Consider the following 24,434-nt stretch of genomic DNA (forward strand, 5'->3'; position numbering starts at 1 on the left):
TGAGGAATTTTCCGTTTTGAAATACAACTAAGTGTATCTGCTCGATGCTGGTTTTGCGTTGCTATCTTGGAAAGTATCGCCCTCCCGGCGACTTCCTTGAGCAAAAGTTGGCTTTCTTCCTCTTGATTTACACCTGAATGAAAAAAAAACACGCAAACGGTTGCGTCAGGTGTTACGTCACAAAAAAAATTCCCTTATACTACGCTCCATCGTGAGTTACTCGCCTCGGGTCAATTCGGTGAAAAAGGTGGCATTGACGTAATTAGCCCAGTGATTGAGCTGGGTGTTAGGCCAATATCACCTTCATTCAACTGCTAATCGAGAGACGTACGCACATGGAAATTTTGCGTGGTTCACCCGCACTGTCTGAGTTTCGCGTTAACAAGCTATTAGAGCGTTGCCGCGAGTTAGATCTGCCTGTGTCAGGCATTTACGCCGAGTTTATGCATTTCGCTGATGTATCTGCTCCCCTGAATGCTGATGAGCAAAGCAAGCTGGAAAGCCTGCTAACCTACGGTCCAACGATTGCAGAGCACGAGCCGACAGGCACCTTGCTACTGGTTACCCCTCGTCCCGGAACTATCTCTCCATGGTCTTCAAAATCAACGGATATTGCCCATAACTGTGCCCTGGAGACGATTAAGCGTCTGGAGCGCGGTACGGCTTATTATGTTGAAACAAAGACGGCTCTGACCGAGGCTCAGTTTGCGGAGCTGAAGAGCCTGATCCACGACCGTATGATGGAAGTGGTTTTCACCGAGATGGAAGCGGCCAGTGCGCTATTTAAGCAGGCGGAGCCTGCGCCGGTACAAAGTGTCGATATCCTGGTCGGTGGCCGCAAGGCACTCGAAGAGGCCAATGTTAGCCTCGGTCTGGCACTGGCCGAGGATGAGATTGATTATCTGGTTGAAAACTTCACCAAACTCGGCCGCAACCCGAATGACATCGAGCTAATGATGTTTGCCCAGGCCAACTCGGAGCACTGCCGCCATAAAATCTTTAATGCTGACTGGACGATCGACGGTGTTGATCAGGAAAAGTCACTGTTCAAGATGATCAAGAACACCTACGAGCAGAACCACGACTATGTGCTGTCTGCCTATAAAGACAATGCTGCGGTGATGGAAGGCTCCCATGTCGGCCGTTTCTTCCCTAACCCGGACTCGCGTCAATATAACTACCATCAGGAAGCGGCACATATCCTGATGAAAGTGGAAACCCACAACCACCCAACGGCGATTTCGCCTTGGCCGGGCGCTTCAACCGGGTCCGGCGGTGAAATCCGTGACGAAGGCGCAACCGGTATTGGTGGCAAGCCAAAAGCAGGCCTGGTCGGCTTTACCGTCTCTAACCTTCGTGTTCCAGGTTTCGAGCAGCCATGGGAGACGGATTTTGGCAAACCGGGCCGAATCGTCAATGCCCTGGATATCATGCTGGAAGGCCCGTTGGGCGGCGCGGCATTCAACAATGAGTTCGGTCGTCCGAACCTGCTGGGCTACTTCCGTACCTATGAAGAGAAGGTGGACTCGCACAATGGCGAGGAGATCCGTGGTTACCATAAGCCGATCATGATTGCCGGTGGTATGGGTAATATCCGCGACGAACATGTGCAGAAGAAAGAGATCCCGGTAGGGGCCAAGCTCATTGTGCTGGGCGGCCCGGCGATGAATATCGGCCTTGGTGGCGGGGCGGCATCATCGATGGCATCAGGTCAGTCGGCAGAAGATCTGGATTTTGCCTCGGTGCAGCGTGAAAACCCGGAAATGGAGCGCCGTTGTCAGGAAGTGATCGATCGCTGCTGGCAGATGGGCGAAGCCAACCCGATTGCCTTTATCCACGATGTGGGTGCCGGTGGCATCTCCAATGCCTTGCCGGAGCTGGTGGATGATGGCGAGCGCGGCGGCAAATTCCAGCTGCGTGATGTACCCAATGATGAGCCGGGCATGAGTCCGCTGGAGATCTGGTGTAACGAGTCACAAGAGCGTTATGTAATGGCGGTGGCGCCTGAGAATATGGCTGTGTTTGATGCCATTTGTCAGCGTGAGCGTGCACCTTATGCCGTGGTGGGCGAAGCGACCGAAGAGCGTCATCTGACACTCGAAGACAGTCATTTCGACAATACGCCTATCGATATGCCGATGGATATTTTGCTCGGCAAGCCGCCGAAAATGCATCGTGATGTGAAAACCCAGAAAGCGCAAGGCCAAGCCATTGATCGCGCTGGGATCGAGCTAGAAGACGCGACTCACCGTGTTCTGCGTCTGCCGGCAGTTGCCGAGAAAACGTTCCTGATCACCATCGGTGACCGTACGGTAACCGGCTTGGTGGCTCGCGATCAGATGGTGGGCCCTTGGCAGGTGCCGGTAGCAAACTGTGCCGTTACGGCTGCCAGCTACGACACTTACCATGGCGAGGCGATGTCGATGGGTGAGCGCACCCCTGTCGCGCTTCTTGACTTCGGTGCGTCGGCTCGACTGGCTGTCGGTGAGGCGATCACTAATATTGCCAGTGCGGATATCGGTGACATGAAGCGGATTAACCTGTCGGCCAACTGGATGTCGCCTGCCGGTCACCCGGGAGAAGATGCGGGTCTATACGAAGCCGTTAAAGCTGTGGGTGAAGAGTTGTGTCCGGCCCTTGGTTTGACCATTCCTGTCGGCAAAGATTCGATGTCGATGAAGACCAAGTGGGAAGAGAACGGCGAGCAGAAAGAAGTGACTTCGCCGCTGTCTCTGATCATTACCGCCTTCGGCCGTGTTGAAGATGTCCGCAAAACCGTCACGCCTCAGCTGCGCACCGATAAAGGTGAATCGACACTCCTGTTGGTTGATTTGGGTTGTGGCAAGAATCGCCTGGGCGCGACGGCGCTGGCGCAGGTTTACAAGCAGCTGGGCGACAAACCGGCTGATGTCGATAGCCCTGAGCTGCTGAAAGGCTTCTTTACTGCCGTACAGACTTTGGTTCGTGATGAAAAAGTGCTGGCTTACCATGACCGTGGTGACGGTGGCTTGTATGTGACGCTGGCCGAGATGGCATTTGCCGGCCACACCGGGGTTGAAGTTGATATCAATACAACCGATGCCGATGAGTGTGACGATGTTCTTGCTGCGCTGTTTAACGAAGAGCTCGGTGCTGTGCTTCAGGTTCGCACTGACGATCTTGACGACGTACAGTCAGTACTGGCGGCCAATGGCCTCGAGGTGTGCAGCCATGTGATTGGTACTGTGGTTGACGAAGATGTTGTCCGTATCTGGAACGGCAATGATCGCGTCCTGGAGCAGAGCCGTACTGAGCTGCGTACCATCTGGGCCGAAACGACCTACCAGATGCAGGCAATGCGTGACAACCCTGCTGGCGCCCTGCAAGAATTCGAAGCCAAGAAGGACAGCCAGGATCCTGGCCTGACAACCAAGCTGAGCTTTGACATTAACGAGGATGTGGCTGCTCCGTTTATCTCGACAGGTGCTAAGCCGCAGATGGCTATTCTGCGTGAGCAGGGTGTGAACTCCCATGTTGAAATGGCGGCGGCATTTGACCGCGCTGGCTTTGATGCCAAAGATGTCCACATGAGCGACATCCTGTCGGGCAATGTCAAACTGGATGGTTTCAACGGCTTGGTTGCCTGCGGCGGCTTCTCCTACGGTGACGTTCTGGGTGCCGGTGAAGGTTGGGCGAAATCTGTGCTGTTCAATAACATGGCCCGTGAGCAGTTCGAGCGCTTCTTCCATCGCAACGACACCTTCGCTCTTGGTGTCTGTAACGGCTGTCAGATGATGTCGAATTTGCGTGACTTGATTCCGGGCGCCGACTTGTGGCCTCGTTTTGTCCGCAATGAGTCAGAACGCTTCGAAGCCCGCTTTAGCCTGGTAGAAGTCCAGCAGAGTGATTCACTGTTCTTCAATGGTATGGCTGGCTCTCGGATGCCGATTGCAGTCTCTCACGGCGAAGGACGGGTCGAGGTGCGAAATGGCGAACACCTGAACGCGATTGAGCAGTCGGGCACTGTGGCTCTGCGTTATCTGGACAATTATGGCAACGTGACCCAGAACTATCCGGCTAACCCGAATGGTTCCCCGAACGGGATCACGGGCCTGACGACTCAGGATGGTCGCGTTACGATCATGATGCCTCACCCTGAACGTGTATTCCGTACCGTAGCAAACTCCTGGCACCCGGATGACTGGAACGAGAACAGCCCGTGGATGCGTATGTTCCGTAATGCCCGCGTCAATATCGGCTAACCGCAGTCTAAACTCTGTGAGAACTGAAAACCGCTCTTCGGAGCGGTTTTTTATTTTCAGGTTTTCGTCCCGAGGTTGTCTAAACATTAGACATGTCAGTAGTAAAGTTTGTATTGGCTAACCTTTTTCGCTGAATTTACTCGCCTTTGTGGATAAAGTGTGATTAAGCTGAGGGTAGGGTGTTCACAGGAGGGGGTATGATTTTTTTTGATCTTGATAATACCTTGCTTGATCACGACGGTGCCGAACAGGATGCAATCCGAAGCTTTGTTGCCCGTTATCGTGCTGACGTCGTCCCGTTTGAGGGCAAACCGGAGGATATTTGGCGTGAGATCACCGATCGGCACCGGGCACGCTGGCGTGCCGGAGAGCTTACCTTTGAAGGACAGCGACGGGCCCGGATCAGCGAGTTGTTTGAACGGCCGTTAACGGTGGCGGAAGCGGATCAGCTGTTTGCCGAGTTTTACGCAATTTATCGCCAGCATTGGCGGCTGTTTCCTGACGTCAAACCGGCACTGGAACAGCTGAGCAAGGTCTCTCCCCTCGCGGTGATCTCAAACGGCCTGAACAGGCAGCAGCAAGCCAAGCTTACCGAGACCGGTATTGCTGATTATTTTAGTTTTATCATGACTTCAGAGCAGGCCGGTGCCGCCAAGCCCGATCCGCGTATCTTTCAGGCGGCGCTTAAGTTTGCCGACAAGAGTGCCGATGAATGCTGGTACATAGGTAACCACCCCGTAAATGACGCCCAGGCGGCTCAGGAGGTGGGTATGAAAACGGTCTGGCTCAATCGCCGCGGGCTGAGGGAAAAGGTCCATACCCGCGTAGTGCGTTCTATGGCCGGATTTGTGGACTTGGTACACATACAACACTGACAAAGTTGACAGCTACTGAACTTTTCAGGCAGGGAATGTCTAAAAAAAACAGTAGTCAAAATAAAATTCAAGTGCCTGGAGAGCTATTGTTCGGGTTGAGCTAAACATCAATACCACATAAACTATGCGGCTATTGTGAACAGGTGGCTCCTGGTACTACAACATCATGGAAGAGAGAAGGGAATGGAAGACCCTAAAAGCAATGGAAAAGTAAGTGCCGCCCAGGGGTTGGCAGCGCTCGTGATTATCTGTTTGCTCCGCTACTTTGATACCTTTGCGGTAATCTTCAGTATTAAGCAAGTGGGTATAGTGCCAAGTATCATCGCCATGCTGGTGCTGCTCTCCGGTCTGTTTGCCATAGCAGGCTTGCTGCGTGGCTATAAGTGGGGCTTTATCCCGCTGTATTTCTTTATTCCGGCAGCCACGATGTTCTTCGGTTTCAGCCTGATCCCCTATCTCCCCTTGCTGATAGAACCCGAATACCGTAGTTTGATGGTCATTGCTATAAATAGCAGTGTGCTTGTCTATGCCGTTTTCCTGCTGCTCAGAATGATGGACTCCAATGTCATATTGCCCACTGAAAAGCATTGAATCGCACAACTACACATTGAGCTTACTGACTCAGATCTGTGATAATACCTCCAAGACTAATCAGGCAGTTGGTGCAAGCACCAGCGACCTCTGCTCAGCAAAGGACGATGAAAGATGAAAAAAATTGAAGCCGTTATTAAGCCGTTTAAGCTTGATGATGTTCGTGAAGCCCTGGCAGAAGTGGGCATCACAGGGATGACAGTATCGGAAGTGAAAGGCTTCGGCCGCCAGAAGGGTCACACCGAGCTATACCGCGGAGCAGAATACATGGTCGATTTCCTGCCGAAAGTGAAGCTGGAAATCGTCGTAGCAGACGACGTTGCCGAGCAATGCATTGATACCATCATCGAGACCGCGCAGACCGGTAAGATCGGTGACGGTAAAATCTTCATGTTCGATGTTGAGCGCGTGGTGCGTATCCGCACAGGCGAGGAAGACGAAGACGCCATCTAAAAATCCCTTTTGCTTTGCTGTTTCATCCTCTAGCTGTATCGGAAGTGCTCATTTATGCTTATAAACTCCGCGCTTCCTCTTTGCTACAGAATGAAACAGCTTTGCCAAAGAGATTTTATCAGTAGCGTAATACTCAATAGCTGCATCAGGGGTGCTCATTTATGCTTATAAACTCCGCGCCCCTTTTTTGTTCTTGAGCGAAATTCCTTCGCACTAATGCAAATTACTGCCCTGAGCGCTTCCTCTTTGCTACAGAATGAAACAGCTTCGCCAAAGAGATTTTACCAGTAGCGTAATGCTCAATAACTGCATCAGGGGTGCTCATTTATGCGTATAAACTCCGCGCCCCTTTTTTGTTCTTGAGCGAAATCCCTTCGCACTAATGCAAATTACTGCCCTGAGTGCCTCCTCTTTGCTACAGAATGAAACTGCTTTGCCAAAGAGATTTTATCAGTAGTGTAATGCTCAATAACTGCATCAGGGTGTTATGTAGAGAACAAAAAAGGCTTGCCGGATGGCAAGCCTTTTTCTTGAGTAGCTGATTGTGTTAGTTGCAGCTGGTAAGTGCCTGGCCGCTATAGCGTCCCGGTTTGTGGTTCATAGCCAGCACCAGGTTCAGCAGGACAGCACCGAGTACGGACAGGACCAAGACCATTGGACTGACCAGGAAAAAAGAAGCGACCAGGATGCAGGTATCAATCCCCATTTGCAGTTTGCCTGCAGACAGGCCAAATTTTTCCTGTAAAAACAGCACCAGTACATTAAAACCGCCCAGGCTGGTCTGGTGGCGAAACAGGATCAGCATGCCCAGTCCCATGAGCAGGCCACCGATAGCGGCACAATAGAGCGGTTCAAGTCGGCTGATCTCAAGGGCATGGTGAAGGTTATCGGTGATCACCGAGACTAAGCCGCCAGAAATGATACTGGTTACAGCAAAACTCTTACCCATTCTAAACCAGGCCATCAGATAGAATGGTGTATTCAACAGGAAATACAGCTGGCCGAAAGAAAGGTCGACAAACTGGCTAAGGAGAAGTGCCAGTCCCGTTGTGCCGCCTGTCAGTAAGTCAGCCTGCTGGAGAAAGAAAACCCCCTGGGAAACGATGAACGTACCGGTCAGGATAGCAATAATGTTTTCTTTCAGTGAATGATGATAACCGCTCAAATGTACACTCCTTATATCAGAAGCGCGCAATAATAAGGGGGAACCCGGGGAAAACGAAATTGTTGCCGCAAACAGTCAATATATGGCTGTAAGAAATATTTTACGCGATCGTAAAATATTAATTTTCATGTTCACTTGTAATATGATGCATTTAGCATGAATTGTAATGGTGATTGATTCATCAAGATGAAAACAATTCATGCAGCCATCGAAAATAAACATGCAGAATGACTAAGAAAAAGTGCCTTGAGGACTATCTGATTTAGATCAAATTCTGTAAGATGGCGCAATATATACAGGTGTAACGAAAACGTTTGCGTCTAGGCGGGGCCTAGGTTTGTGTTTTTCGAATTGCACCGAAGATTTATGATTACCACCGATTCACACAAGGATCTGAATTTTTCAGGTACTTCTGTCAATTTGTATGAGAACAATCTGAGTCAGGAGATACAGATGCTAAAACGCGACATGAATATTGCCGATTATGACGCAGAACTTTTTGCAGCCATTCAGGAAGAAACTGCGCGTCAGGAAGAGCACATCGAGTTAATTGCCTCTGAAAACTACACCAGCCCACGTGTAATGGAAGCGCAAGGTTCTCAGCTGACGAATAAGTATGCCGAAGGTTATCCGGGCAAGCGCTACTATGGCGGTTGTGAGTATGTCGACAAGGCTGAGCAGCTCGCCATCGAGCGCGCCTGTCAGCTATTCGGCGCCGAATATGCGAACGTTCAGCCGCACTCTGGCTCACAGGCCAACAACGCGGTTTACATGGCACTGCTGAATGCCGGCGATACGGTATTGGGTATGAGCCTGGCACACGGTGGCCACCTGACTCACGGCTCACCGGTAAACTTCTCGGGCAAGCTATACAACATCATTCCTTACGGCATTGATGAAAGTGGTCAGATTGACTACGAAGAGATGGAAGCCCTTGCTCTGGAGCACAAGCCGAAGATGATCATCGGTGGCTTCTCTGCCTACTCTCAGGTTGTTGACTGGAAACGTATGCGTGAAATCGCTGACAAAGTAGGCGCGTACTTCTTTGTTGATATGGCGCACGTAGCTGGCCTGATTGCTGCCGGTGTGTACCCGAACCCTGTACCGCATGCCCATGTCGTTACTACTACAACGCACAAGACACTGGCTGGCCCTCGCGGTGGCCTGATCCTGTCAAGCGAAGGTGAAGAGCTGTACAAGAAGCTGAACTCAGCGGTATTCCCTGGTGGCCAGGGTGGTCCTCTGATGCACGTGATTGCCGCTAAAGCGGTGGCCTTCAAAGAAGCAATGGAACCAGAGTTCAAAGCCTATCAGGCACGTGTGGTTGAAAATGCCAAAGCGATGGTTGCCGAGTTTACCGAGCGTGGCTACAAGATTGTCTCTGGCGGTACCGAAAACCACTTGTTCTTGGTTGATCTGATTGATAAAGGCATTACAGGTAAAGAGGCCGATGCGGCACTGGGTGAAGCCAACATCACAGTGAACAAGAACAGTGTACCGAACGATCCTCGTAGCCCGTTTGTGACTTCGGGTATCCGTCTGGGTACGCCTGCTATCACCCGTCGTGGTTTCTCGGCAGATGAAGCTAAACAGCTTGCTGGCTGGATCTGTGATGTTCTGGACAACATTGACAAGCCTGAAGTGATTGAAGCGACCAAGGCGAAGGTACTGGAGATCTGCAAGCGTCTACCTGTTTACGCTTAATAGCGCCTCACCTCTTTGCTATTTAGTCCAATACCAGCATCGGAAGTGCTCATTTATACTTATAAACTGCGCGCTTCCTTTTTGCTCTTGAACGAAATAGCGTCGAGCTGAAGGACTATATGATTAAGTGGCAGATACGAAATGTAGTTTGAAGCTAGTACTTTGAATCTGATAAAACGGCACCTGCTTAAGGTGCCGTTTTGCTTTGGTAAGCCAGAATAATAAGAAAAACCATTCTTATATTCTCAATAACTGATTGAAATGAGTTACACTGAGTCGACGAATTTTAGGAGGCAAGATGCATTGTCCTTTTTGTGGTGCAAATGACACCAAAGTAATCGATTCCCGTCTGGTTGCAGACGGCCATCAAGTCCGTCGTCGCCGTCAGTGTCTGGCGTGTAATGAGCGCTACACGACGTTTGAAACCGCTGAGTTAGTCATGCCTCGGGTGATTAAAACCAACGGTAACCGCGATCCGTTCAACGAAGATAAGCTTCGTGGTGGGATCCAGCGTGCGCTGGAAAAACGACCGGTGAGTGCTGATGACATCGAACGTGCCATCAACACCATTAAGTCTCGTCTTCGTGCGACGGGCGAGCGTGAAGTACCGTCAGAGATGATAGGAAACTTGGTAATGGAAGCGCTGAAGGAACTGGATAAGGTTGCCTATATCCGGTTTGCCTCTGTTTACCGTAGTTTTGAAGATATTCGTGAATTTGGCGAAGAAATCGCCAAGTTAGAGAAGTAAGCGGCGTTAGCGGCAGTTACCTGCCAGTTAATGCCTTCAAATGTATGCAAAGCCAGATGTTCTCACCCATAGATCATGCCATGATGCTACGTGCCATTGAGTTGGCAAAACGTGGTCGTTTTACAACTGCTCCGAACCCCAACGTTGGTTGTGTGATAGCCCATGGCGATAACATTGTCGGAGAAGGCTACCATTACCAGGCTGGCCAGCCGCATGCCGAAGTGTTTGCGTTACGTGCCGCGGGCGATAAGGCCCGGGGAGCCACTGCCTATGTCACGCTTGAGCCTTGCTCTCACTATGGACGCACTCCGCCGTGTGCCGAAGCGCTTGTCAAGGCTAAGGTGTCACGGGTTGTGTGCGCGATGGTTGATCCCAATCCGCAAGTGGCAGGGCGCGGTATCGAGATGTTGCAGGTGGCCGGAATCGAAGTCCAGACCGGTCTGTTTGAAGCTGATGCCCAGGCGCTGAATCCCGGTTTTATCAAACGGATGAAAACCGGGTTGCCTTATGTGCAGCTAAAGCTGGCATCAAGCCTTGATGGCCGTACGGCGTTATCGAATGGCCAGAGCAAGTGGATCACAGGGGCTGCGGCTCGCGCGGATGTCCAGAGATTTAGGGCCAGGGCCGGTGCGATCCTTTCAACCAGTGCGACCGTACTGGCCGATGATCCTTCGCTGAATATTCGTTGGGACGAGTTGGGTGACGTGGTACAGCAAGAGTATCCGCAGTCGGCCGTTCGCCAGCCGTGTCGGGTCGTTATTGATAGCCGGAATCGGGTGACACCGGACCATAAGCTTGTACATTTGCCTGGGCGGACTATATTGGCCCGCCGCGAACAGGGTCACGAAGCATGGCCGCAGTCAGTTGAGCAGTTACTGGTACCGGCAACCGAAGCCGGAGGCCCGCTCGATTTGCCAGCGCTGATGAAGGCACTGTCTGAACAGGATATCAACCATGTCTGGGTGGAGGCTGGTGCCGGACTTGCCGGTGCATTGCTCTCGGCGGGACTGGTTGACGAGCTGATTATTTACCAGGCACCTAAACTGATGGGAAGTGACAGCCGCGGGCTGGTTGATCTGCAGGGGGTGACGGAGATGTCCCAGGTACCTGAACTGGCTATCAGTGATGTTCGGATGGTCGGACCGGATATCCGGATTACCGCCCGAGTCAAACAAGTTTAACGAGCAACTCAAGGAATTTTAATTCATGTTTACTGGCATTATCGAAGCTGTAGGTACGATTACGGCCCTGACACCGAAAGGTGCTGATATTTCTGTCACGGTCGATTCCGGCAAGCTCGATTTATCTGATGTTAAATTGGGTGACAGTATTGCAACCAATGGGGTATGCCTGACCGTCGTTGAGTTGACCGGTAGCGGTTATATTGCCGATCTGTCGCTGGAAACCCTAAAGCGTACCGCCTTTGCTGGTTACAAGGCCGGGCAGAAGGCCAACCTGGAAAAAGCGATGTTGCCGACGACCCGTTTCGGCGGCCATATGGTTTCCGGTCATGTTGATGACGTAGCTGAAATTATTGAACGTACCCATACCGGGCGAGCGATCGAGTTCTGGGTGAGAGCACCTGAGCATCTGGCAAAATATATTTCGGAGAAAGGTTCGGTATCCGTCGATGGTATCAGCCTGACCGTCAACGCGATCCGAGGCAATGAGTTCAAACTGACAATTGTGCCGCATACCGCGGCGGAAACGACAATGGAATCTTTTAAAGCGGGACGTAAAGTCAACCTTGAGGTTGATGTGATTGCCCGCTACCTAGAGCGTTTGATGCTAGGTGAGAAAGCAGCAGATAAAAAGTCTGAAGTTACCATGGACCTACTGGCTAAAACTGGGTTCTTAGGATAGAGCATTAGGATAAGGGTATTGTTATGGCGTTAAGCAGTGCAAAAGAAATAATCGAAGATATCCGCCTGGGTAAGATGGTTATCCTCATGGATGATGAAGATCGCGAGAATGAAGGCGATCTGATCATGGCATCAGAGAAAATCACGCCTGAAGCGGTGAACTTTATGGCGACCAACGGCCGGGGCCTGATTTGCCTGACCTTGACCCAGACGCGCTGCAAGCAGCTTAACCTGCCGCTGATGGTGCAGGATAATACCGAGCAGTTCAGTACCAATTTTACAGTATCGATTGAGGCGGCCGAGGGAGTGACTACCGGGATCTCTGCGGCAGACCGTGCCCGTACCGTTCAGGCGGCGGTGGCTGAAAATGCCACGGCGGCTGATATTGTCATGCCGGGACACATCTTTCCGCTAATGGCTCAGGAAGGCGGTGTGCTTGCACGCGCCGGCCATACCGAAGCCGGTTGTGATGTTGCCCGCCTGGCGGGCTTGGAGCCATCGAGTGTTATCGTTGAGATCCTCAATGAAGACGGCACGATGGCTCGTCGTCCTGACTTGGAAGTGTTTGCCGAAAAACACGGTCTGAAACTGGGTACCATTGCCGATCTTATCGAATACCGTAACAACAACGAAACGACGATTGAACGTGTGGCGGAATGCCGACTGCCGACAGAGTTTGGCGAGTTCGACATGATCACCTACCGTGATACGATCGACAATGAAATTCATTATGCACTGCGCAAGGGTGATGTAGTACCCGAGTCATCGACATTGGTTCGTGTTCACCTGCAAGATACGTTCAAAGATATTCTTCACTCGGGCGCGTCGCAGTGGACCTTGCCTGCAGCCATGAAGCGTATTGCTGACGAGGGCGGTGTGCTGGTGGTACTGAGCAAGCATGAGCCGCAAGAAGCGGTGATCACCAAGCTGAAACAGCTGGCTGCACAGGAAGAGGGCAAACCGGTGGTGAAGCTGAATCCGAAAGATCAGTCTCGTCAGGTGGGCGTGGGCTCTCAGATCCTATCGGACCTGGGTGTGTCGAAAATGCGGCTGCTGTCGTCTTCTACCCAGCGTTACCATTCACTGTCAGGCTTTGGCTTGGAAGTCGTTGAGTATATCTGCGAGTAAATCAGTAGACGGGCCAGTATCGACTGGCCTGTTTTTTCTTTCTCCTGTTGCTGCTTAGTTGCAGGACAGGAGGTTATTTTGATAATACCGGCGAGAAATACGCGCTTATCACCTGCTATGACCGATTATTCATTCACCCTGAGCTGGTGAGATGTCAATTGGTATAACTTTTAAAGTGTGATAGACTCCCGCGGTTTCTCAAACCGGAAAGACATAGTCACAGGAAGGCCCATGAAGGTAATTGAAGGCGCCATCGCGGCACCAAACGCAAAAGTTGCTATCGTAATCGCACGCTTCAACAGCTTTATCAACGAAAGCCTGCTTTCAGGTGCGTTGGACGCACTGAAACGTCAAGGTCAGGTAAGCGATGACAATATCACTGTTGTTCGTTGCCCTGGTGCATACGAGCTTCCACTGGTTGCCCAGCAGGTTGCCAAGAGCGATCGTTACGATGCTATCGTGGCGCTAGGCTCTGTGATCCGTGGCGGTACGCCACACTTTGATTATGTTGCCGGTGAGTGTAATAAAGGTCTGGCGCAGATCGCTCTTGAGTTCAATACTCCGGTAGCGTTCGGTGTTCTGACTGTAGATTCAATCGAACAAGCCATTGAGCGTGCCGGTACCAAGGCTGGTAATAAAGGGGCAGAGGCTGCACTAAGCGCGCTTGAAATGGTTAATGTCCTGTCCCAAATCGAATCCTAATGGGGGTTACTGTGAAACCAGCCGCACGTCGAAATGCACGTCACTTTGCTATCCAAGCTATTTATTCTTGGCAGATCACTAAGGGTAATGTTGCCGATATCGAGCAACACTTCCTTTCTGGCGATAAATTTGAAGAAGAAGAGCACCAGGCTGAAGCGCCTGAGCTGGCAGCACCGCATACTGACGTTGCTTACTTCCGTGACCTGTTTACAGGTGTGGTTCTGAACCATCAGGAACTGGACAGCAAAATGCGTCCGTACCTGTCTCGTCCGCTACAGGACCTGGATCAGATGGAACTTGCGCTGCTTCGTCTTGCTATGTATGAGATGACCAAGCGTGATGATGTACCATACAAAGTGGTGATCAACGAAGCTATCGAATTGGCCAAGGCCTTCGGTGCGGAAGATAGCCATAAGTTTGTAAACGGTGTGCTGGATAAAGCGGCACCGACACTTCGCAAGAAGTAATCGAATACGATTCTAGAGGGCCAGCTTAGCTGGCCTTTTTTCTGTCTTTAATTTGAAAAACAGTATGGCTAGTAACGAATTTGACCTTATTGCTCGGTATTTTGAGCACCAGAAAGTAAACCGCCGTGATGTCGCCTTGTCCATCGGTGATGATTGTGCCCTGCTGGAGGTGCCGGACGGCAGCCAGCTGGCTGTCAGCACAGACTCACTGGTAGCAGGTACTCACTTTTTGGCTGATGCTGATCCGGCGCTGGTAGCCCATAAAGCTTTGGCCTCGAACCTGAGCGATCTGGCAGCCATGGGGGCAACGCCGGCCTGGGTTTCTCTGGCATTGACCTTGCCTTCCCCGGATGAAAGTTGGCTACGCCAGTTTTGCCAGGGCTTTTTTGCACTGGCTGACTATTACAATGTTCAGCTGGTGGGTGGCGATACCACTAAAGGTCCGTTGAGCATTACGATTACCGTGCATGGCTTTGTTCCCAAGGGGAAAGCGCTCACCCGCAGTGGGGCAAGCTCAGGTGACTGGGTCTATGTCACCGGTAATTTGGGGGATAGCGCCGCCGGGCTTGCCTTGCTGCTTGGCGAGAAGACGGTGAGTGACCCGCAGTTACAAAAAACTTTGCTTGATCGCCATTACAAGGCGCAACCCCGGATTTTGGCCGGACAGGCACTGCGCGGGATAGCCTCGGCAGCCTTGGATATTTCCGACGGCTTGATTTCTGATCTCGGCCACATACTGAAGCGCTCCGGGCTGGCAGCCAGCATTGAGGTTGATAAACTGCCGCTGTCACCAGAGCTGTGCTTGTTTGAGTCTGACAGGGACAAGGCTCTGCAGCTGGCGCTGGGCAGTGGCGAAGAATACGAGCTCTGCTTTACGGTTCCCGAGCAGAACCGTGGAGCAATCGATACGACTCTGGCACACTGTGGCGTCAAGGCGACCTGTATCGGTCAGTTGCGCCCGGGCCGGGGGGTCACGCTGATCAGGGCTGATCAGCCGCTTGACTGGCAGTTGTATGGCTATGATCATTTTGCGGAGTAGTAAGTGGGAAATCCTAAAGAGAATATCAACCTGACAAACCCTTGGCATTTGCTGGCAACAGGGTTCGGTAGTGGCTTGTCACCAGTTATACCGGGAACCATGGGCACTGTGGCGGCCATCCCTTTTTATCTATTGATGGTTAAGCTCCCTTTTGTGGCTTATTTGGTTATCACGGTAGTCGCGGCGTTGGTCGGTATTATCATTTGTCAGAAAACTTCGGATGATATGGGGGTTCACGACCACGGCAGTATCGTCTGGGATGAGTTTGTCGGTTTCTGGATCACCATGGCCGTCGCCCCGGTAGCGAGCTGGGAATGGATACTGACAGGTTTTGTCCTGTTCCGTTTCTTTGACATGGTCAAGCCGTGGCCGATTAGCTGGTTGGATAAACATGTCCATGGCGGTCTGGGGATTATGGTAGATGATATCCTGGCAGGCTTTATGGCAATGATTGCCCTGTGGGGAGTCGGTTACTGGATGGGCTGGTAGAACAAGCCTGGATCCTGATAACAGAAATTTTAGCCGCGCAATAGCGCGGCTTTTTTGTAGATAAACCGGCTTTAAATCAACCCGCTAAAAATTGTTCGTCTAGGCTTTATTAAGGTTTTCAGAACAACTGAGTGGTGAGCTATGCTGTGGCACGGGTTGGGGTTAGTTGCAGGCTTATTGTTGGCCTATCAGGCCTATGCGCAAATTTATCCCTCGACAGGGGCAGCCTGGGTGTTGCCGGGAAGCTGGGATGAGCCGTTGGCTACATCGTTCTTCAACACGACCCAGGACGTGAAAGACTGGGAGGCAAGCCATGCTGATATTATCTTTGGCGGTATGCAGGATGTTGATGTTAACCGGCAGACCATTGCAGTGGGTTATATCTATAGCCAGAAGCTGGACTGCCGGCCGGGAAAACAGTCAGCATGGCTAAACAAGCAGGCGGCTTTGTCCGGGGTTGATATGGAAGACGGTTTCATGCATTTTGCCGAAGATACTTTGCTGGCGGTTGATAATCCAAGCTCCGGTATGGATTATCTGCTCAAAGGCCAGCCCTATCACTTGCTGCTGGTACGCAATAATCAGTTTTCTACTGCGCGTTTGCCGCTGACTCTTCAGCCCGGCGACGAGGTGATCCTCTTCTCTTCCTACCCGCTTGATGCCCTTGAGCTTGTTGCTGACGGCTCTCCTTTGCTAAAACGCAACCTGACCGATGAGAATGGAAATGTGGCTGGCTGGAAAAAAATGAAGGTTGACTGGTCGCATTCCGATTTGGGGGCAGCTTCTGAGCAGTTGCCAATCTTTGATGGAGGAGATTCTCAGGGTGAAAGCCTTCTAGGACAAAAAATACTGACTGGCAATCTTGAGTATAAAAAAGCTTGGCACAGTGCATGGCCGTATTATCAGCAACGTAAACTCAATAGCGGAAATATTGGCTTGGATAACGGCTTAAAGACATGGATGGTTAAGCTCGCCTGGCCGGATGAGACTCGGCTCAGCGCGCTACGTATTAAGCCGTGGCTGCGGCTCGATGCCAAACAGTTGCGGATCCCCGGTTGGGACAGAGCCAATGATCAGGACGGTGACGGATATGTGAGTGATGTCGAGTTTAGCGAGCGTCCCAATACCAAGGCCAGTGCTCGCTTCAGGCATCAGGCACGCCTGATACCGGCCAGCAATATGTGGCCGGGTACCTGCTGGTACCGAGTGAGTTTTGTTAATGATGCTTTTAATGAGGTGCATGCCAATTGGTATCGTCATGACTGGCTGCGGCAGGGGTTAAGCGGGGCATACAATGATGATATGGCCAAGCTGCTCGACAGCAATCAGTTCAGCGTCCACGAGGGTGGACAGCTCAGCGAGCTGCCATTCAAGGCAGGTACGACAGATGCGGCAACAGAGTATGCCAAGCAACTGGCCGATTTTTTGCTCCGGGTGAAAAAGAAAACGCAAACCACTTGGTTGGCTGCGAATATCTCGGAGATCAACCTCTGGCATTATTCGGTATGGCCGGTGCAGTTGCGTGATGTCATTGATCTCTGGTTGCGGGAACATTATCTCACCCCGGCGATGGGTTTGCAGAAGATGCAGCGTGCCTGGGAGACTTTTGCGTTGGCCAAGGCTGGTGACAAGAGTGTCATCATGGCGTCGGTGAAAGGGGGACGCAGCGAGCTGGCCCCTTCTTCTGATCTTGCCTGGCAGCGGGATATAGAAACCGGGCTGGCCCAATACTACTTTTTTAACCTGCCCGGCTATACCTTTTTCCACAGTTGGAACCAAACCTATTTTTATGGCAGTGGCAATACGACGTTGCGAAACTGGTACCGGCAGGGAGTACCGAAAAACTGGGTATACCAGCCGACGGGAATGCTGGAAATTGATATCGGCCGGCCAGTTAATATCCCTAAAGGGCACAAGGCGGTGATCTGGGAAAACAAGGGCGATAAGGCAAAAACATCGGCATCGATGATATCGGATATTGCGCTGAAACCGGCAAACTGGTTCTGGCTTTACCGCTCCGGCTGGTTTGGAGATTTTCCCCGGGAAGGAGTGATTGCACGCCGTTACAGCGAAGGCTTGGTTGTTTACCGGGCCGTTAAGGAAAGAAACCAGAAAGGTTTTTTGCTGGCCAAACCCATGCGGATATCCCTGCCGGGAGAGTATCAGCGTATAAACTATGACGGTTCGCTGGGGGAGCCTATGCGCTATATCGAGCTGGGGGGGTACGAGGGGGCGGTACTGAAAAAGGTTCCCTGGCCCAATGTGACGGTGGTCGGGGAGAGCTTCTAACACCCGAACCCGGCTGCCAAGAAAGCTACCGGGCCAGGGCGTTATCTTTGTTAGTCGATGTAGGCTTTTACCTGCTTCTCGATGCCCGGACCATCAATGCCGAGCTGGGCATGGAGTTCCGCCTGAGTGCCTTGTTCGATAAAGCGATCCGGCAGGCCGATGTTCAGTACCGGCTTGAGCACTTTTCGCTTCATCAGGAACTCGTTCACACCGCTCCCGGCACCACCGGCAATGGCATTCTCCTCGACGGTGACCAAGGTGTCGTGGGTTGCCGCCAGCTCCAGGATCAACGCCTCGTCGAGAGGCTTGACGAAACGCATATCAGCCACGGTCGCGTTAAGATTTTCAGCCGCTTCCAGCGCATAGCTCAGGGTGGTTCCGAAGTTGAGGATAGCGATTTTCTCACCTTGACGGCGAACAATCCCTTTCCCTATCTCCATGGCGGTCATTTCGCGATTCGGCACGACGCCGGTACCGCTGCCGCGCGGGTAGCGTACCGCACTCGGCCCCTGATGCTGGTGGCCGGTATAGAGCATCTGGCGACATTCGTTTTCGTCACTTGGCGCCATGATCACCATATTGGGGATACAGCGCATGAAGCTCAGGTCAAACGAACCTTGGTGCGTCTGCCCGTCGGCACCGACCAGGCCGCCGCGGTCAATGGCAAACATAACCGGTAAATCCATGATCGCGATATCGTGGATCAGCTGATCATAGCCGCGCTGCAAGAAGGTTGAATAGATGGCAACAACCGGGTGGTAGCCACCGATAGCCATGCCTGTTGCCAGAGTCACTGCATGTTGCTCGGCAATGGCAACATCAAAGTACTGCTCGGGGAACGCTTTCGAGAACCGAACCATGCCAGAGCCTTCGCGCATGGCCGGGGTAATCGCCATTAGCTTGCTGTCTTGCTCGGCCATGTCGCATAGCCAGTCGCCAAAGATATTGGAGAACGTTGGTTGGCTCTTGGTTTTCGGAATCGGGTTCTGGGTCAGATCAAACTTCGGTACGGCGTGATAGTTAATCGGATCCGCTTCGGCCGGGGCATAGCCCTTGCCTTTCTTGGTCATGATATGAAGGAACTGCGGCCCTTTGAGGTTACGCATGTTCTTCAGGGTATTGACCAGTTCATCGACGTCATGGCCATCGACAGGGCCGATATAATTAAAACCAAGCTCCTCGAACATGGTGCCGGGAACAACCATGCCTTTGATATGCTCTTCAGCGCGCTTGACCAGTTCCTTGATCGGCGGCGCACCAGACAGTACTTTCTTTCCGCCTTCACGAATGGTGGTATATAGGCTACCGGACAACAAGCGCGCAAGGTGGTTATTCATTGCACCCACGTTTTCTGAAATCGACATCTCGTTGTCGTTCAGGATCACTAGCATATCCGAGTGGACATCACCGGCATGGTTCATCGCTTCAAATGCCATCCCGGCAGTGATAGCGCCATCGCCGATCACGCTGACTACTTTGCGGCCGAGGCCTTCTTTTTCCGCGGCAATCGCCATCCCCAGTCCGGCACTGATTGATGTTGACGAGTGGCCGACGGATAGAACGTCATATTCGCTCTCTTCACGCCACGGGAATGGGTGGATTCCGTCTTTCTGACGGATCGTCGACATCGCCTCGCGGCGGCCGGTAAGTATTTTGTGCGGGTATGCCTGGTGTCCGACGTCCCAGATGAGGTGATCGAACGGTGTGTTGTAGACATAGTGCAGGGCAACCGTCAGCTCGACGGCACCAAGGCCGGAGGCAAAGTGACCGCTGCTTTGGCTTACTGACTTCAGTAAGTAGGTACGTAGCTCGTCGCAGACAGCTGGTAGACTGTCGACTGGCAACAAGCGGAGTTCATCTGGAGTGTTTGCCAGAGCCAGATGAGGGTATTTTGAAATATCCAGTGTCATAACATTTCGGCGCTTTTACTGTTTTTTAGTTATTGCGCTCGATGACGTATCGGGCAAAAACTTCTAATTGGTCTGTATTGTAGGGTATTGCGTCCAATGCTTGTAGCGCTTCTTGATAAAGTTGCTGAGCTTTTTGCTTCGCACCTTCCAATCCGAGTAAGGCCGGGTAGGTACTTTTTTCCAGTTCGAGATCTGAACCTTGCGGTTTGCCCAAGGTTTCCGTGTCGCTGATAACGTCCAGAATATCGTCCTGAACCTGGAAGGCCAGGCCGATAGCATCCGCATATTGATTGAGCTGCGGCAGTATCTCGGCACCTTTGTTACCGGCGGCAAGTGCCCCGAGGCGAATCGCACAGCGGATCAAGGCACCGGTTTTATGTTTGTGGATGGTTTCCAGTTCCTGCAGCGTGACATCCTGTCCCTCTGCCGCCAGATCCAGCGCCTGTCCCATACACATGCCGGCCGCGCCTGATGCCTGTGCCAGTTCTCTTATCATCTGGATACGGTAGGTCTCCCCGTCTGCGCTCAAGGGACCGGTTGCCAGAATTTCAAAAGCCAGCGTCTGCAGCGAGTCGCCAGCCAAAATGGCTGTCGCCTCGTCAAAGGCAATATGGCAGGTTGGCTGACCACGGCGCAAGTCATCGTTGTCCATTGCCGGTAGATCGTCATGAATTAACGAATACGCATGAATGCATTCCACTGCCGCCGCCGGAGTATCAAGATTAGCACAATCGGCACCAAGCATCTGGCCTGTTACATAGGTCAGGAAAGGGCGAGCACGTTTGCCACCCAGCAATGTACCGTGCTTCATGGCCTCGATGAGAGGCTGTTCAGCGTACGGCTGAGCCGAGATCCATTGTGCCAGCTGCTGGTTATTACGCTGCTGGTAATACTGCAGAGACTGTGACAGGGAAGTGTTTTTATTCATTATCGGCATCAAATTCAGTCAGGGGGGCTTCATCATCTGCCTGAAGCAGAATCTCTACTCGCTGCTCGGCCTGAGTCAGTTTTTGCTGGCTGCTACGGGCAAGCGCAATGCCACGCTCAAATTTTTTCAGCGCATCTTCTAGCGCAATGTCACCGGATTCCAGCTCATTTACGATGCTGTCTAGTTCATCCAGTGCGGCTTCAAACGCCATATTTTCAGGTTTTTTAGCTGCCATAAAGGGTTCACTATGATTTAAGTGCAGGAAAAATAACGTAGAGAGTTTACAGCGTCAAATTATGTCACAGGATTCTGTGTCACCAACAGTTATTTTCGAGTTTTGCTGTCAAGAAAGCTAAATCAAAATTCAATGGTGCCGATATAGTCTGAGTTGGTTAGAATAGCCACAGAAATCATTTTGGCTACGTGTCGCAAGTTGGAGAATTACCGGTGGATTTGGCTACCCTCATAGGTTTAATCGGGTCATTTGCCTTCGTTATTATGGCGATGGTACTGGGCGGTAGTATCAGTATGTTCATTGATACGCAGTCGATTTTGATCGTATTTTGTGGCTCGATGTTTGTTGCATTGATGCAATACAGCGTCGGGCAGTTTTTCGGTGCAGCGAAAATTGCCGCCAAGGCCTTTATGTTCAAGACGGACAATCCTGAGGACTTGATTGCCAAGGTGGTTGAGATGGCTGATGCGGCCCGTAAGGGCGGTTTTCTAGCGCTGGAAGAAATGGAAGTGGAAAACTCTTTTTTGCGCAAAGGCATAGACTTGCTGGTTGACGGTCATGACGCCGATGTTGTCCGGGCAACCCTGCAAAAAGATATCGCCCTGACCAATGAGCGCCACGAGCTGGGGGCGGGTATTTTCAAGGCTCTCGGCGATGTAGCACCGGCGATGGGGATGATCGGTACGCTGATCGGTCTGGTTGCGATGCTGTCCAACATGGATGACCCCAAATCGATTGGCCCTGCGATGGCCGTTGCTCTTTTGACCACGCTTTACGGTGCGGTTCTGGCGAACATGGTGATGCTGCCAATTGCTGCCAAATTACAGCTGCGCAAGGACGAAGAAAAATTGAATCGTCGCCTTATCCTCGACGGGGTGCTGGCTATTCAGGACGGCCAGAACCCGCGGGTGATTGACGGCTATCTGAAAAATTATCTGAACGAGAAGAAACGTAGCATCGACGGCGACGAGTAACAGGAGGGACGATGGAAGAAGAATGCAAATGTCCCCCCCCGGGGCTACCGGCCTGGATGGGTACCTTCGCCGATTTGATGTCATTGCTGATGTGTTTCTTTGTACTTCTGCTGTCCTTCTCAGAGATGGATGTACTGAAGTTTAAGCAAATTGCCGGTTCGATGAAGTTTGCTTTCGGTGTTCAAAATATGCTGGAAGTGAAAGATATTCCGAAAGGAACCAGCGTGATTGCCCAGGAGTTTCGTCCCGGGCGTCCGGAGCCGACGCCGATTGAAGTCATCATGCAGCAGACGATTGATATGACCCAGCGTTCGCTGGATTTTCATGAGGGCGAATCCGACAGGGCCGGCGGTACCCAGCGAGACGCCGGCAAGATGACGGGCGGACAGAGTGCTGACTTGTCGACCGAGCAGAAGCAGAATAGTGATTCTGAACTGTCGGAATCACAGGAGCAGTTGATGGAAATTCTGCAGAAGGCGCTTGATCGTGAGATCCAGGACGGGGCAGTTGAAGTGGAAAGTTTCGGTCAGCAGGTCGTTATCCGGATCAAGGAGAAAGGATCGTTCCCTGCAGGTTCAGCTTTCTTGCAGCCCAAGTTCAGGCCGTTGGTGAGGCAGGTTGCCGACTTGGTCAAGGATGTACCCGGCGTGATCCGTGTCTCCGGCCATACTGATAACCAGAAATTGGATTCAGAGCTCTACCGCTCAAACTGGGACTTGTCGGCACAACGCGCCGTGTCGGTTGCCCAGGAGATGGAAAAAGTGGATGGCTTCGAACACAAGCGTCTGCGGGTGGTCGGGTTGGCCGATACGGCACCGCTGAACAACAACAAGACTGAGGCGCTGCGCAAAGAAAACCGCCGGGTCGAGATTTCCATCATGCAGGGTGAACCGTATTATTCGGATGAAGTGCCTAGCGCTGAAAATTAAGCCTACACTAAACCTAATAGTGGAATGATATACAGGGAAGGGGACCCTCTCTGTATATCATTGTTTCAGCAACAGCCTGCTTGCTGTATAATCCGCGCCTTTGATCCCTTTTAGGATTAATCCTTTTGGTATTGTTTGGCCCAGTGTAGCGAAGCGTGTTATGAAATTTATCGTTAAACCCCATCCTGAGATTTTTGTAAAGAGTGATTCTGTCCGAAAGCGCTTCACCAAAATCCTGGAAAGCAACATCCGCATTATTGTTCAGCGTTTGTCCGATTCAGTAGCGGTACAAAATCGCCGTAGTCACATCGAAGTGTCATCAAAAGATGACAGCATTCGTGATCAGGTTCTGGCGGTATTAACGCAAACGCCTGGTATTCACCATTCGCTGGAAGTGAAGCAAAGTGACTTCACTGACATGCACGATATCTACGAGCAGACTCTAGAACACGTCCGCGACCAGATTGAAGGCAAGACGTTCTGTGTACGCGCCAAGCGAACTGGCAAACATGACTTCACCTCGATTGAACTGGAGCGCTACGTAGGTGGCGGCCTGAATCAGGCGATTGAATCTGCTTCTGTCAAACTGAAAAATCCGGACGTTACCGTAAAAATCGAAGTTGCTCAGGACAAGCTGAATCAAGTGCTGGCGCGTCATAAAGGTCTGGGTGGTTTCCCTCTGGGGACTCAGGAAGATGTGCTGAGTCTGATCTCCGGTGGCTTTGACTCGGGTGTATCGAGCTATTTGCATATCAAGCGCGGTAGCAAGGTGCACTACTGTTTCTTCAACCTTGGCGGCCCGGCTCATGAAATCGGTGTTAAGCAGGTTTCGCACTTCCTTTGGAAAAAATACGGCTCATCAGCCAAAGTTAAATTTATTGCGATTGACTTCGAACCGGTAGTTGCCGAAATCCTGGAAAATGTGGCCGATGGTCAGATGGGGGTTGTGCTTAAGCGTATGTTTATGCGTGCTGCCGGCCAGGTTGCCGAACGCTTGGGTCTTCAGGCGCTGGTTACTGGTGAAGCTCTCGGTCAGGTTTCAAGCCAGACATTGACCAACCTGCGCCATATCGATAACGTGACTGATACTTTGATCCTGCGTCCGCTTATTAACTGGGACAAAGAAGACATCATTAATGTCGCGCGTGATATTGGTACCGAAGATTTCGCCAAAACCATGCCGGAATTCTGTGGTGTCATCTCCAAGAGCCCGACAGTGAAAGCAGTAAAAGAAAAGCTGGAAACTGAAGAGGCGAAATTTGATTTTGCAGTGCTTGATCGTGTGGTTCAAGAGGCCCGTGTGATTGATATTCGTGACATCGAAAAAGAAAGCCAGGAGCAGGCGCCGGAGATTGAGCTAGTTGATCAGATCGACAATGGTGCCATTGTCCTCGATATTCGCAGCCCGGACGAAGAAGATGAAAACCCGCTGGAAATTGAAAACGTCGAGGTTAAGCATCTGCCGTTCTACAAACTGGCGACACAGTTTGGCGATTTGCCGCATGACAACACCTATCTGCTGTACTGTGACCGTGGTGTGATGAGCCGCCTTCAGGCACTGTACCTGAAAGAAAACGGTTTTGATAACGTTAAGGTGTATCGTCCGTAAAAGGGATAGGCCTTAAACGCACTCAATAATAACGAGAGCCAAATGGCTCTCGTTTTGTTATTGGGGCCTGCTAACCCCCTCCCGTCCTCCCACTTG

At 51.6% G+C, this 24,434-nt stretch carries 21 protein-coding genes; 17 read left to right on the forward strand and 4 right to left on the reverse strand.

What is annotated here, in order from left to right; genetic code table 11:
- The first annotated feature begins 335 nt into the window (after nucleotides 1-335).
- The 4 genes from purL to glnB all read left to right on the forward strand — a co-directional run bounded on the left by purL (nucleotide 336) and on the right by glnB (nucleotide 6,160).
- Complete coding sequence (purL, locus tag BIT28_RS11405; protein WP_075763689.1) at nucleotides 336-4,241, forward strand: phosphoribosylformylglycinamidine synthase; 3,906 nt, start codon at nucleotides 336-338, stop codon at nucleotides 4,239-4,241.
- Nucleotides 4,242-4,438: 197 nt separating this feature from the next.
- Nucleotides 4,439-5,116 (forward strand): HAD family hydrolase, encoded by a 678-nt coding sequence (locus tag BIT28_RS11410; protein ID WP_075763691.1) that lies wholly within the window; start codon nucleotides 4,439-4,441, stop codon nucleotides 5,114-5,116.
- A gap of 183 nt (nucleotides 5,117-5,299) precedes the next feature.
- Entirely contained in the window at nucleotides 5,300-5,707 is a 408-nt protein-coding gene (locus BIT28_RS11415) for a hypothetical protein (RefSeq protein WP_075763693.1), read from the forward strand.
- A 114-nt stretch (nucleotides 5,708-5,821) separates the two neighbouring features.
- Nucleotides 5,822-6,160, forward strand: a complete 339-nt coding sequence (gene glnB / locus BIT28_RS11420) for a nitrogen regulatory protein P-II (protein WP_075763695.1) — start codon at nucleotides 5,822-5,824, stop codon at nucleotides 6,158-6,160.
- Between the two features lie 547 nt (nucleotides 6,161-6,707).
- On the opposite strand, the gene BIT28_RS11425 is transcribed toward glnB, so the two are convergent.
- A complete protein-coding gene (locus BIT28_RS11425; RefSeq protein ID WP_075763697.1) occupies nucleotides 6,708-7,325 on the reverse strand; it encodes a YitT family protein in 618 nt (205 codons plus the stop codon).
- Nucleotides 7,326-7,778: 453 nt separating this feature from the next.
- On the opposite strand from BIT28_RS11425, the gene glyA reads away from it, so the two are divergent.
- The 10 genes from glyA (at nucleotide 7,779) to BIT28_RS11475 (ending at nucleotide 17,753) form a co-directional block, all read left to right on the forward strand.
- Complete coding sequence (glyA, locus tag BIT28_RS11430) at nucleotides 7,779-9,029, forward strand: serine hydroxymethyltransferase (RefSeq protein WP_075763699.1); 1,251 nt, start codon at nucleotides 7,779-7,781, stop codon at nucleotides 9,027-9,029.
- Nucleotides 9,030-9,327: 298 nt separating this feature from the next.
- Nucleotides 9,328-9,777 carry a transcriptional regulator NrdR gene (gene nrdR, locus BIT28_RS11435; RefSeq protein WP_075763701.1) on the forward strand — a complete coding sequence of 150 codons (450 nt, stop codon included), beginning with the start codon at nucleotides 9,328-9,330 and terminating at the stop codon, nucleotides 9,775-9,777.
- Nucleotides 9,778-9,833: 56 nt separating this feature from the next.
- Complete coding sequence (gene ribD / locus BIT28_RS11440) at nucleotides 9,834-10,958, forward strand: bifunctional diaminohydroxyphosphoribosylaminopyrimidine deaminase/5-amino-6-(5-phosphoribosylamino)uracil reductase RibD (RefSeq protein WP_075763703.1); 1,125 nt, start codon at nucleotides 9,834-9,836, stop codon at nucleotides 10,956-10,958.
- Between the two features lie 25 nt (nucleotides 10,959-10,983).
- Nucleotides 10,984-11,640, forward strand: coding sequence for a riboflavin synthase (locus BIT28_RS11445; protein WP_075763705.1), 657 nt, complete (start codon nucleotides 10,984-10,986; stop codon nucleotides 11,638-11,640).
- A 23-nt stretch (nucleotides 11,641-11,663) separates the two neighbouring features.
- Nucleotides 11,664-12,767 (forward strand): bifunctional 3,4-dihydroxy-2-butanone-4-phosphate synthase/GTP cyclohydrolase II, encoded by a 1,104-nt coding sequence (gene ribBA, locus BIT28_RS11450; protein WP_075763707.1) that lies wholly within the window; start codon nucleotides 11,664-11,666, stop codon nucleotides 12,765-12,767.
- A 231-nt stretch (nucleotides 12,768-12,998) separates the two neighbouring features.
- Nucleotides 12,999-13,469, forward strand: coding sequence for a 6,7-dimethyl-8-ribityllumazine synthase (gene ribH / locus BIT28_RS11455; protein ID WP_075763709.1), 471 nt, complete (start codon nucleotides 12,999-13,001; stop codon nucleotides 13,467-13,469).
- Entirely contained in the window at nucleotides 13,469-13,936 is a 468-nt protein-coding gene (gene nusB / locus BIT28_RS11460) for a transcription antitermination factor NusB (protein WP_075763711.1), read from the forward strand. Before ribH ends, nusB begins: the two co-directional genes overlap by 1 nt.
- Nucleotides 13,937-14,000: 64 nt before the next feature.
- A complete protein-coding gene (gene thiL, locus BIT28_RS11465) occupies nucleotides 14,001-14,975 on the forward strand; it encodes a thiamine-phosphate kinase (protein WP_075763713.1) in 975 nt (324 codons plus the stop codon).
- Nucleotides 14,976-14,978: 3 nt separating this feature from the next.
- Nucleotides 14,979-15,464, forward strand: coding sequence for a phosphatidylglycerophosphatase A (gene pgpA, locus BIT28_RS11470; protein WP_075763715.1), 486 nt, complete (start codon nucleotides 14,979-14,981; stop codon nucleotides 15,462-15,464).
- A gap of 141 nt (nucleotides 15,465-15,605) precedes the next feature.
- The gene (locus tag BIT28_RS11475) at nucleotides 15,606-17,753 is read left to right on the forward strand and encodes a hypothetical protein (protein WP_075763717.1); all 2,148 of its coding nucleotides are present in this window, start codon (nucleotides 15,606-15,608) and stop codon (nucleotides 17,751-17,753) included.
- A gap of 50 nt (nucleotides 17,754-17,803) precedes the next feature.
- Here the strand turns inward: BIT28_RS11475 and dxs are convergent, their stop codons facing one another.
- The 3 genes from dxs to xseB are packed head-to-tail and all read right to left on the reverse strand — an operon-like array spanning nucleotide 17,804 to nucleotide 20,826.
- Nucleotides 17,804-19,663 carry a 1-deoxy-D-xylulose-5-phosphate synthase gene (gene dxs, locus BIT28_RS11480; protein WP_075763719.1) on the reverse strand — a complete coding sequence of 620 codons (1,860 nt, stop codon included), beginning with the start codon at nucleotides 19,661-19,663 and terminating at the stop codon, nucleotides 17,804-17,806.
- A 25-nt stretch (nucleotides 19,664-19,688) separates the two neighbouring features.
- Nucleotides 19,689-20,591 carry a (2E,6E)-farnesyl diphosphate synthase gene (ispA, locus tag BIT28_RS11485; RefSeq protein WP_075764213.1) on the reverse strand — a complete coding sequence of 301 codons (903 nt, stop codon included), beginning with the start codon at nucleotides 20,589-20,591 and terminating at the stop codon, nucleotides 19,689-19,691.
- On the reverse strand, nucleotides 20,584-20,826 hold the full coding sequence (gene xseB, locus BIT28_RS11490; protein ID WP_075763721.1) for an exodeoxyribonuclease VII small subunit: 243 nt from the start codon (nucleotides 20,824-20,826) through the stop codon (nucleotides 20,584-20,586). Before xseB ends, ispA begins: the two co-directional genes overlap by 8 nt.
- Nucleotides 20,827-21,038: 212 nt before the next feature.
- On the opposite strand from xseB, the gene pomA reads away from it, so the two are divergent.
- The 3 genes from pomA to thiI all read left to right on the forward strand — a co-directional run bounded on the left by pomA (nucleotide 21,039) and on the right by thiI (nucleotide 24,338).
- Complete coding sequence (pomA, locus tag BIT28_RS11495) at nucleotides 21,039-21,800, forward strand: flagellar motor protein PomA (RefSeq protein WP_075763723.1); 762 nt, start codon at nucleotides 21,039-21,041, stop codon at nucleotides 21,798-21,800.
- An 11-nt stretch (nucleotides 21,801-21,811) separates the two neighbouring features.
- Nucleotides 21,812-22,729, forward strand: a complete 918-nt coding sequence (locus BIT28_RS11500; RefSeq protein WP_075763725.1) for a flagellar motor protein MotB — start codon at nucleotides 21,812-21,814, stop codon at nucleotides 22,727-22,729.
- Nucleotides 22,730-22,889: 160 nt separating this feature from the next.
- On the forward strand, nucleotides 22,890-24,338 hold the full coding sequence (gene thiI, locus BIT28_RS11505; protein WP_075763726.1) for a tRNA uracil 4-sulfurtransferase ThiI: 1,449 nt from the start codon (nucleotides 22,890-22,892) through the stop codon (nucleotides 24,336-24,338).
- Nucleotides 24,339-24,434: the final 96 nt, after the last annotated feature.

This window comes from Photobacterium proteolyticum (assembly GCF_001939735.1).
In the GTDB taxonomy this organism is placed as follows: Bacteria; Pseudomonadota; Gammaproteobacteria; order Enterobacterales; family Vibrionaceae; genus Photobacterium; species Photobacterium proteolyticum.

Coding starts and splice junctions, on each gene's coding strand:
- ribH (WP_075763709.1), top strand. CDS start 12,999: ATGAAGGTAATTGAAGGCGCCATCGCGGCACCAAACGCAAAAGTTGCT.
- purL (WP_075763689.1), top strand. CDS start 336: ATGGAAATTTTGCGTGGTTCACCCGCACTGTCTGAGTTTCGCGTTAAC.
- nrdR (WP_075763701.1), top strand. CDS start 9,328: ATGCATTGTCCTTTTTGTGGTGCAAATGACACCAAAGTAATCGATTCC.
- BIT28_RS11475 (WP_075763717.1), top strand. CDS start 15,606: ATGCTGTGGCACGGGTTGGGGTTAGTTGCAGGCTTATTGTTGGCCTAT.
- ribD (WP_075763703.1), top strand. CDS start 9,834: ATGTTCTCACCCATAGATCATGCCATGATGCTACGTGCCATTGAGTTG.
- nusB (WP_075763711.1), top strand. CDS start 13,469: ATGGGGGTTACTGTGAAACCAGCCGCACGTCGAAATGCACGTCACTTT.
- BIT28_RS11445 (WP_075763705.1), top strand. CDS start 10,984: ATGTTTACTGGCATTATCGAAGCTGTAGGTACGATTACGGCCCTGACA.
- glyA (WP_075763699.1), top strand. CDS start 7,779: ATGCTAAAACGCGACATGAATATTGCCGATTATGACGCAGAACTTTTT.
- ribBA (WP_075763707.1), top strand. CDS start 11,664: ATGGCGTTAAGCAGTGCAAAAGAAATAATCGAAGATATCCGCCTGGGT.
- BIT28_RS11415 (WP_075763693.1), top strand. CDS start 5,300: ATGGAAGACCCTAAAAGCAATGGAAAAGTAAGTGCCGCCCAGGGGTTG.
- thiI (WP_075763726.1), top strand. CDS start 22,890: ATGAAATTTATCGTTAAACCCCATCCTGAGATTTTTGTAAAGAGTGAT.
- dxs (WP_075763719.1), bottom strand. CDS start 19,663: ATGACACTGGATATTTCAAAATACCCTCATCTGGCTCTGGCAAACACT.
- thiL (WP_075763713.1), top strand. CDS start 14,001: ATGGCTAGTAACGAATTTGACCTTATTGCTCGGTATTTTGAGCACCAG.
- BIT28_RS11410 (WP_075763691.1), top strand. CDS start 4,439: ATGATTTTTTTTGATCTTGATAATACCTTGCTTGATCACGACGGTGCC.
- BIT28_RS11500 (WP_075763725.1), top strand. CDS start 21,812: ATGGAAGAAGAATGCAAATGTCCCCCCCCGGGGCTACCGGCCTGGATG.
- xseB (WP_075763721.1), bottom strand. CDS start 20,826: ATGGCAGCTAAAAAACCTGAAAATATGGCGTTTGAAGCCGCACTGGAT.
- glnB (WP_075763695.1), top strand. CDS start 5,822: ATGAAAAAAATTGAAGCCGTTATTAAGCCGTTTAAGCTTGATGATGTT.
- ispA (WP_075764213.1), bottom strand. CDS start 20,591: ATGAATAAAAACACTTCCCTGTCACAGTCTCTGCAGTATTACCAGCAG.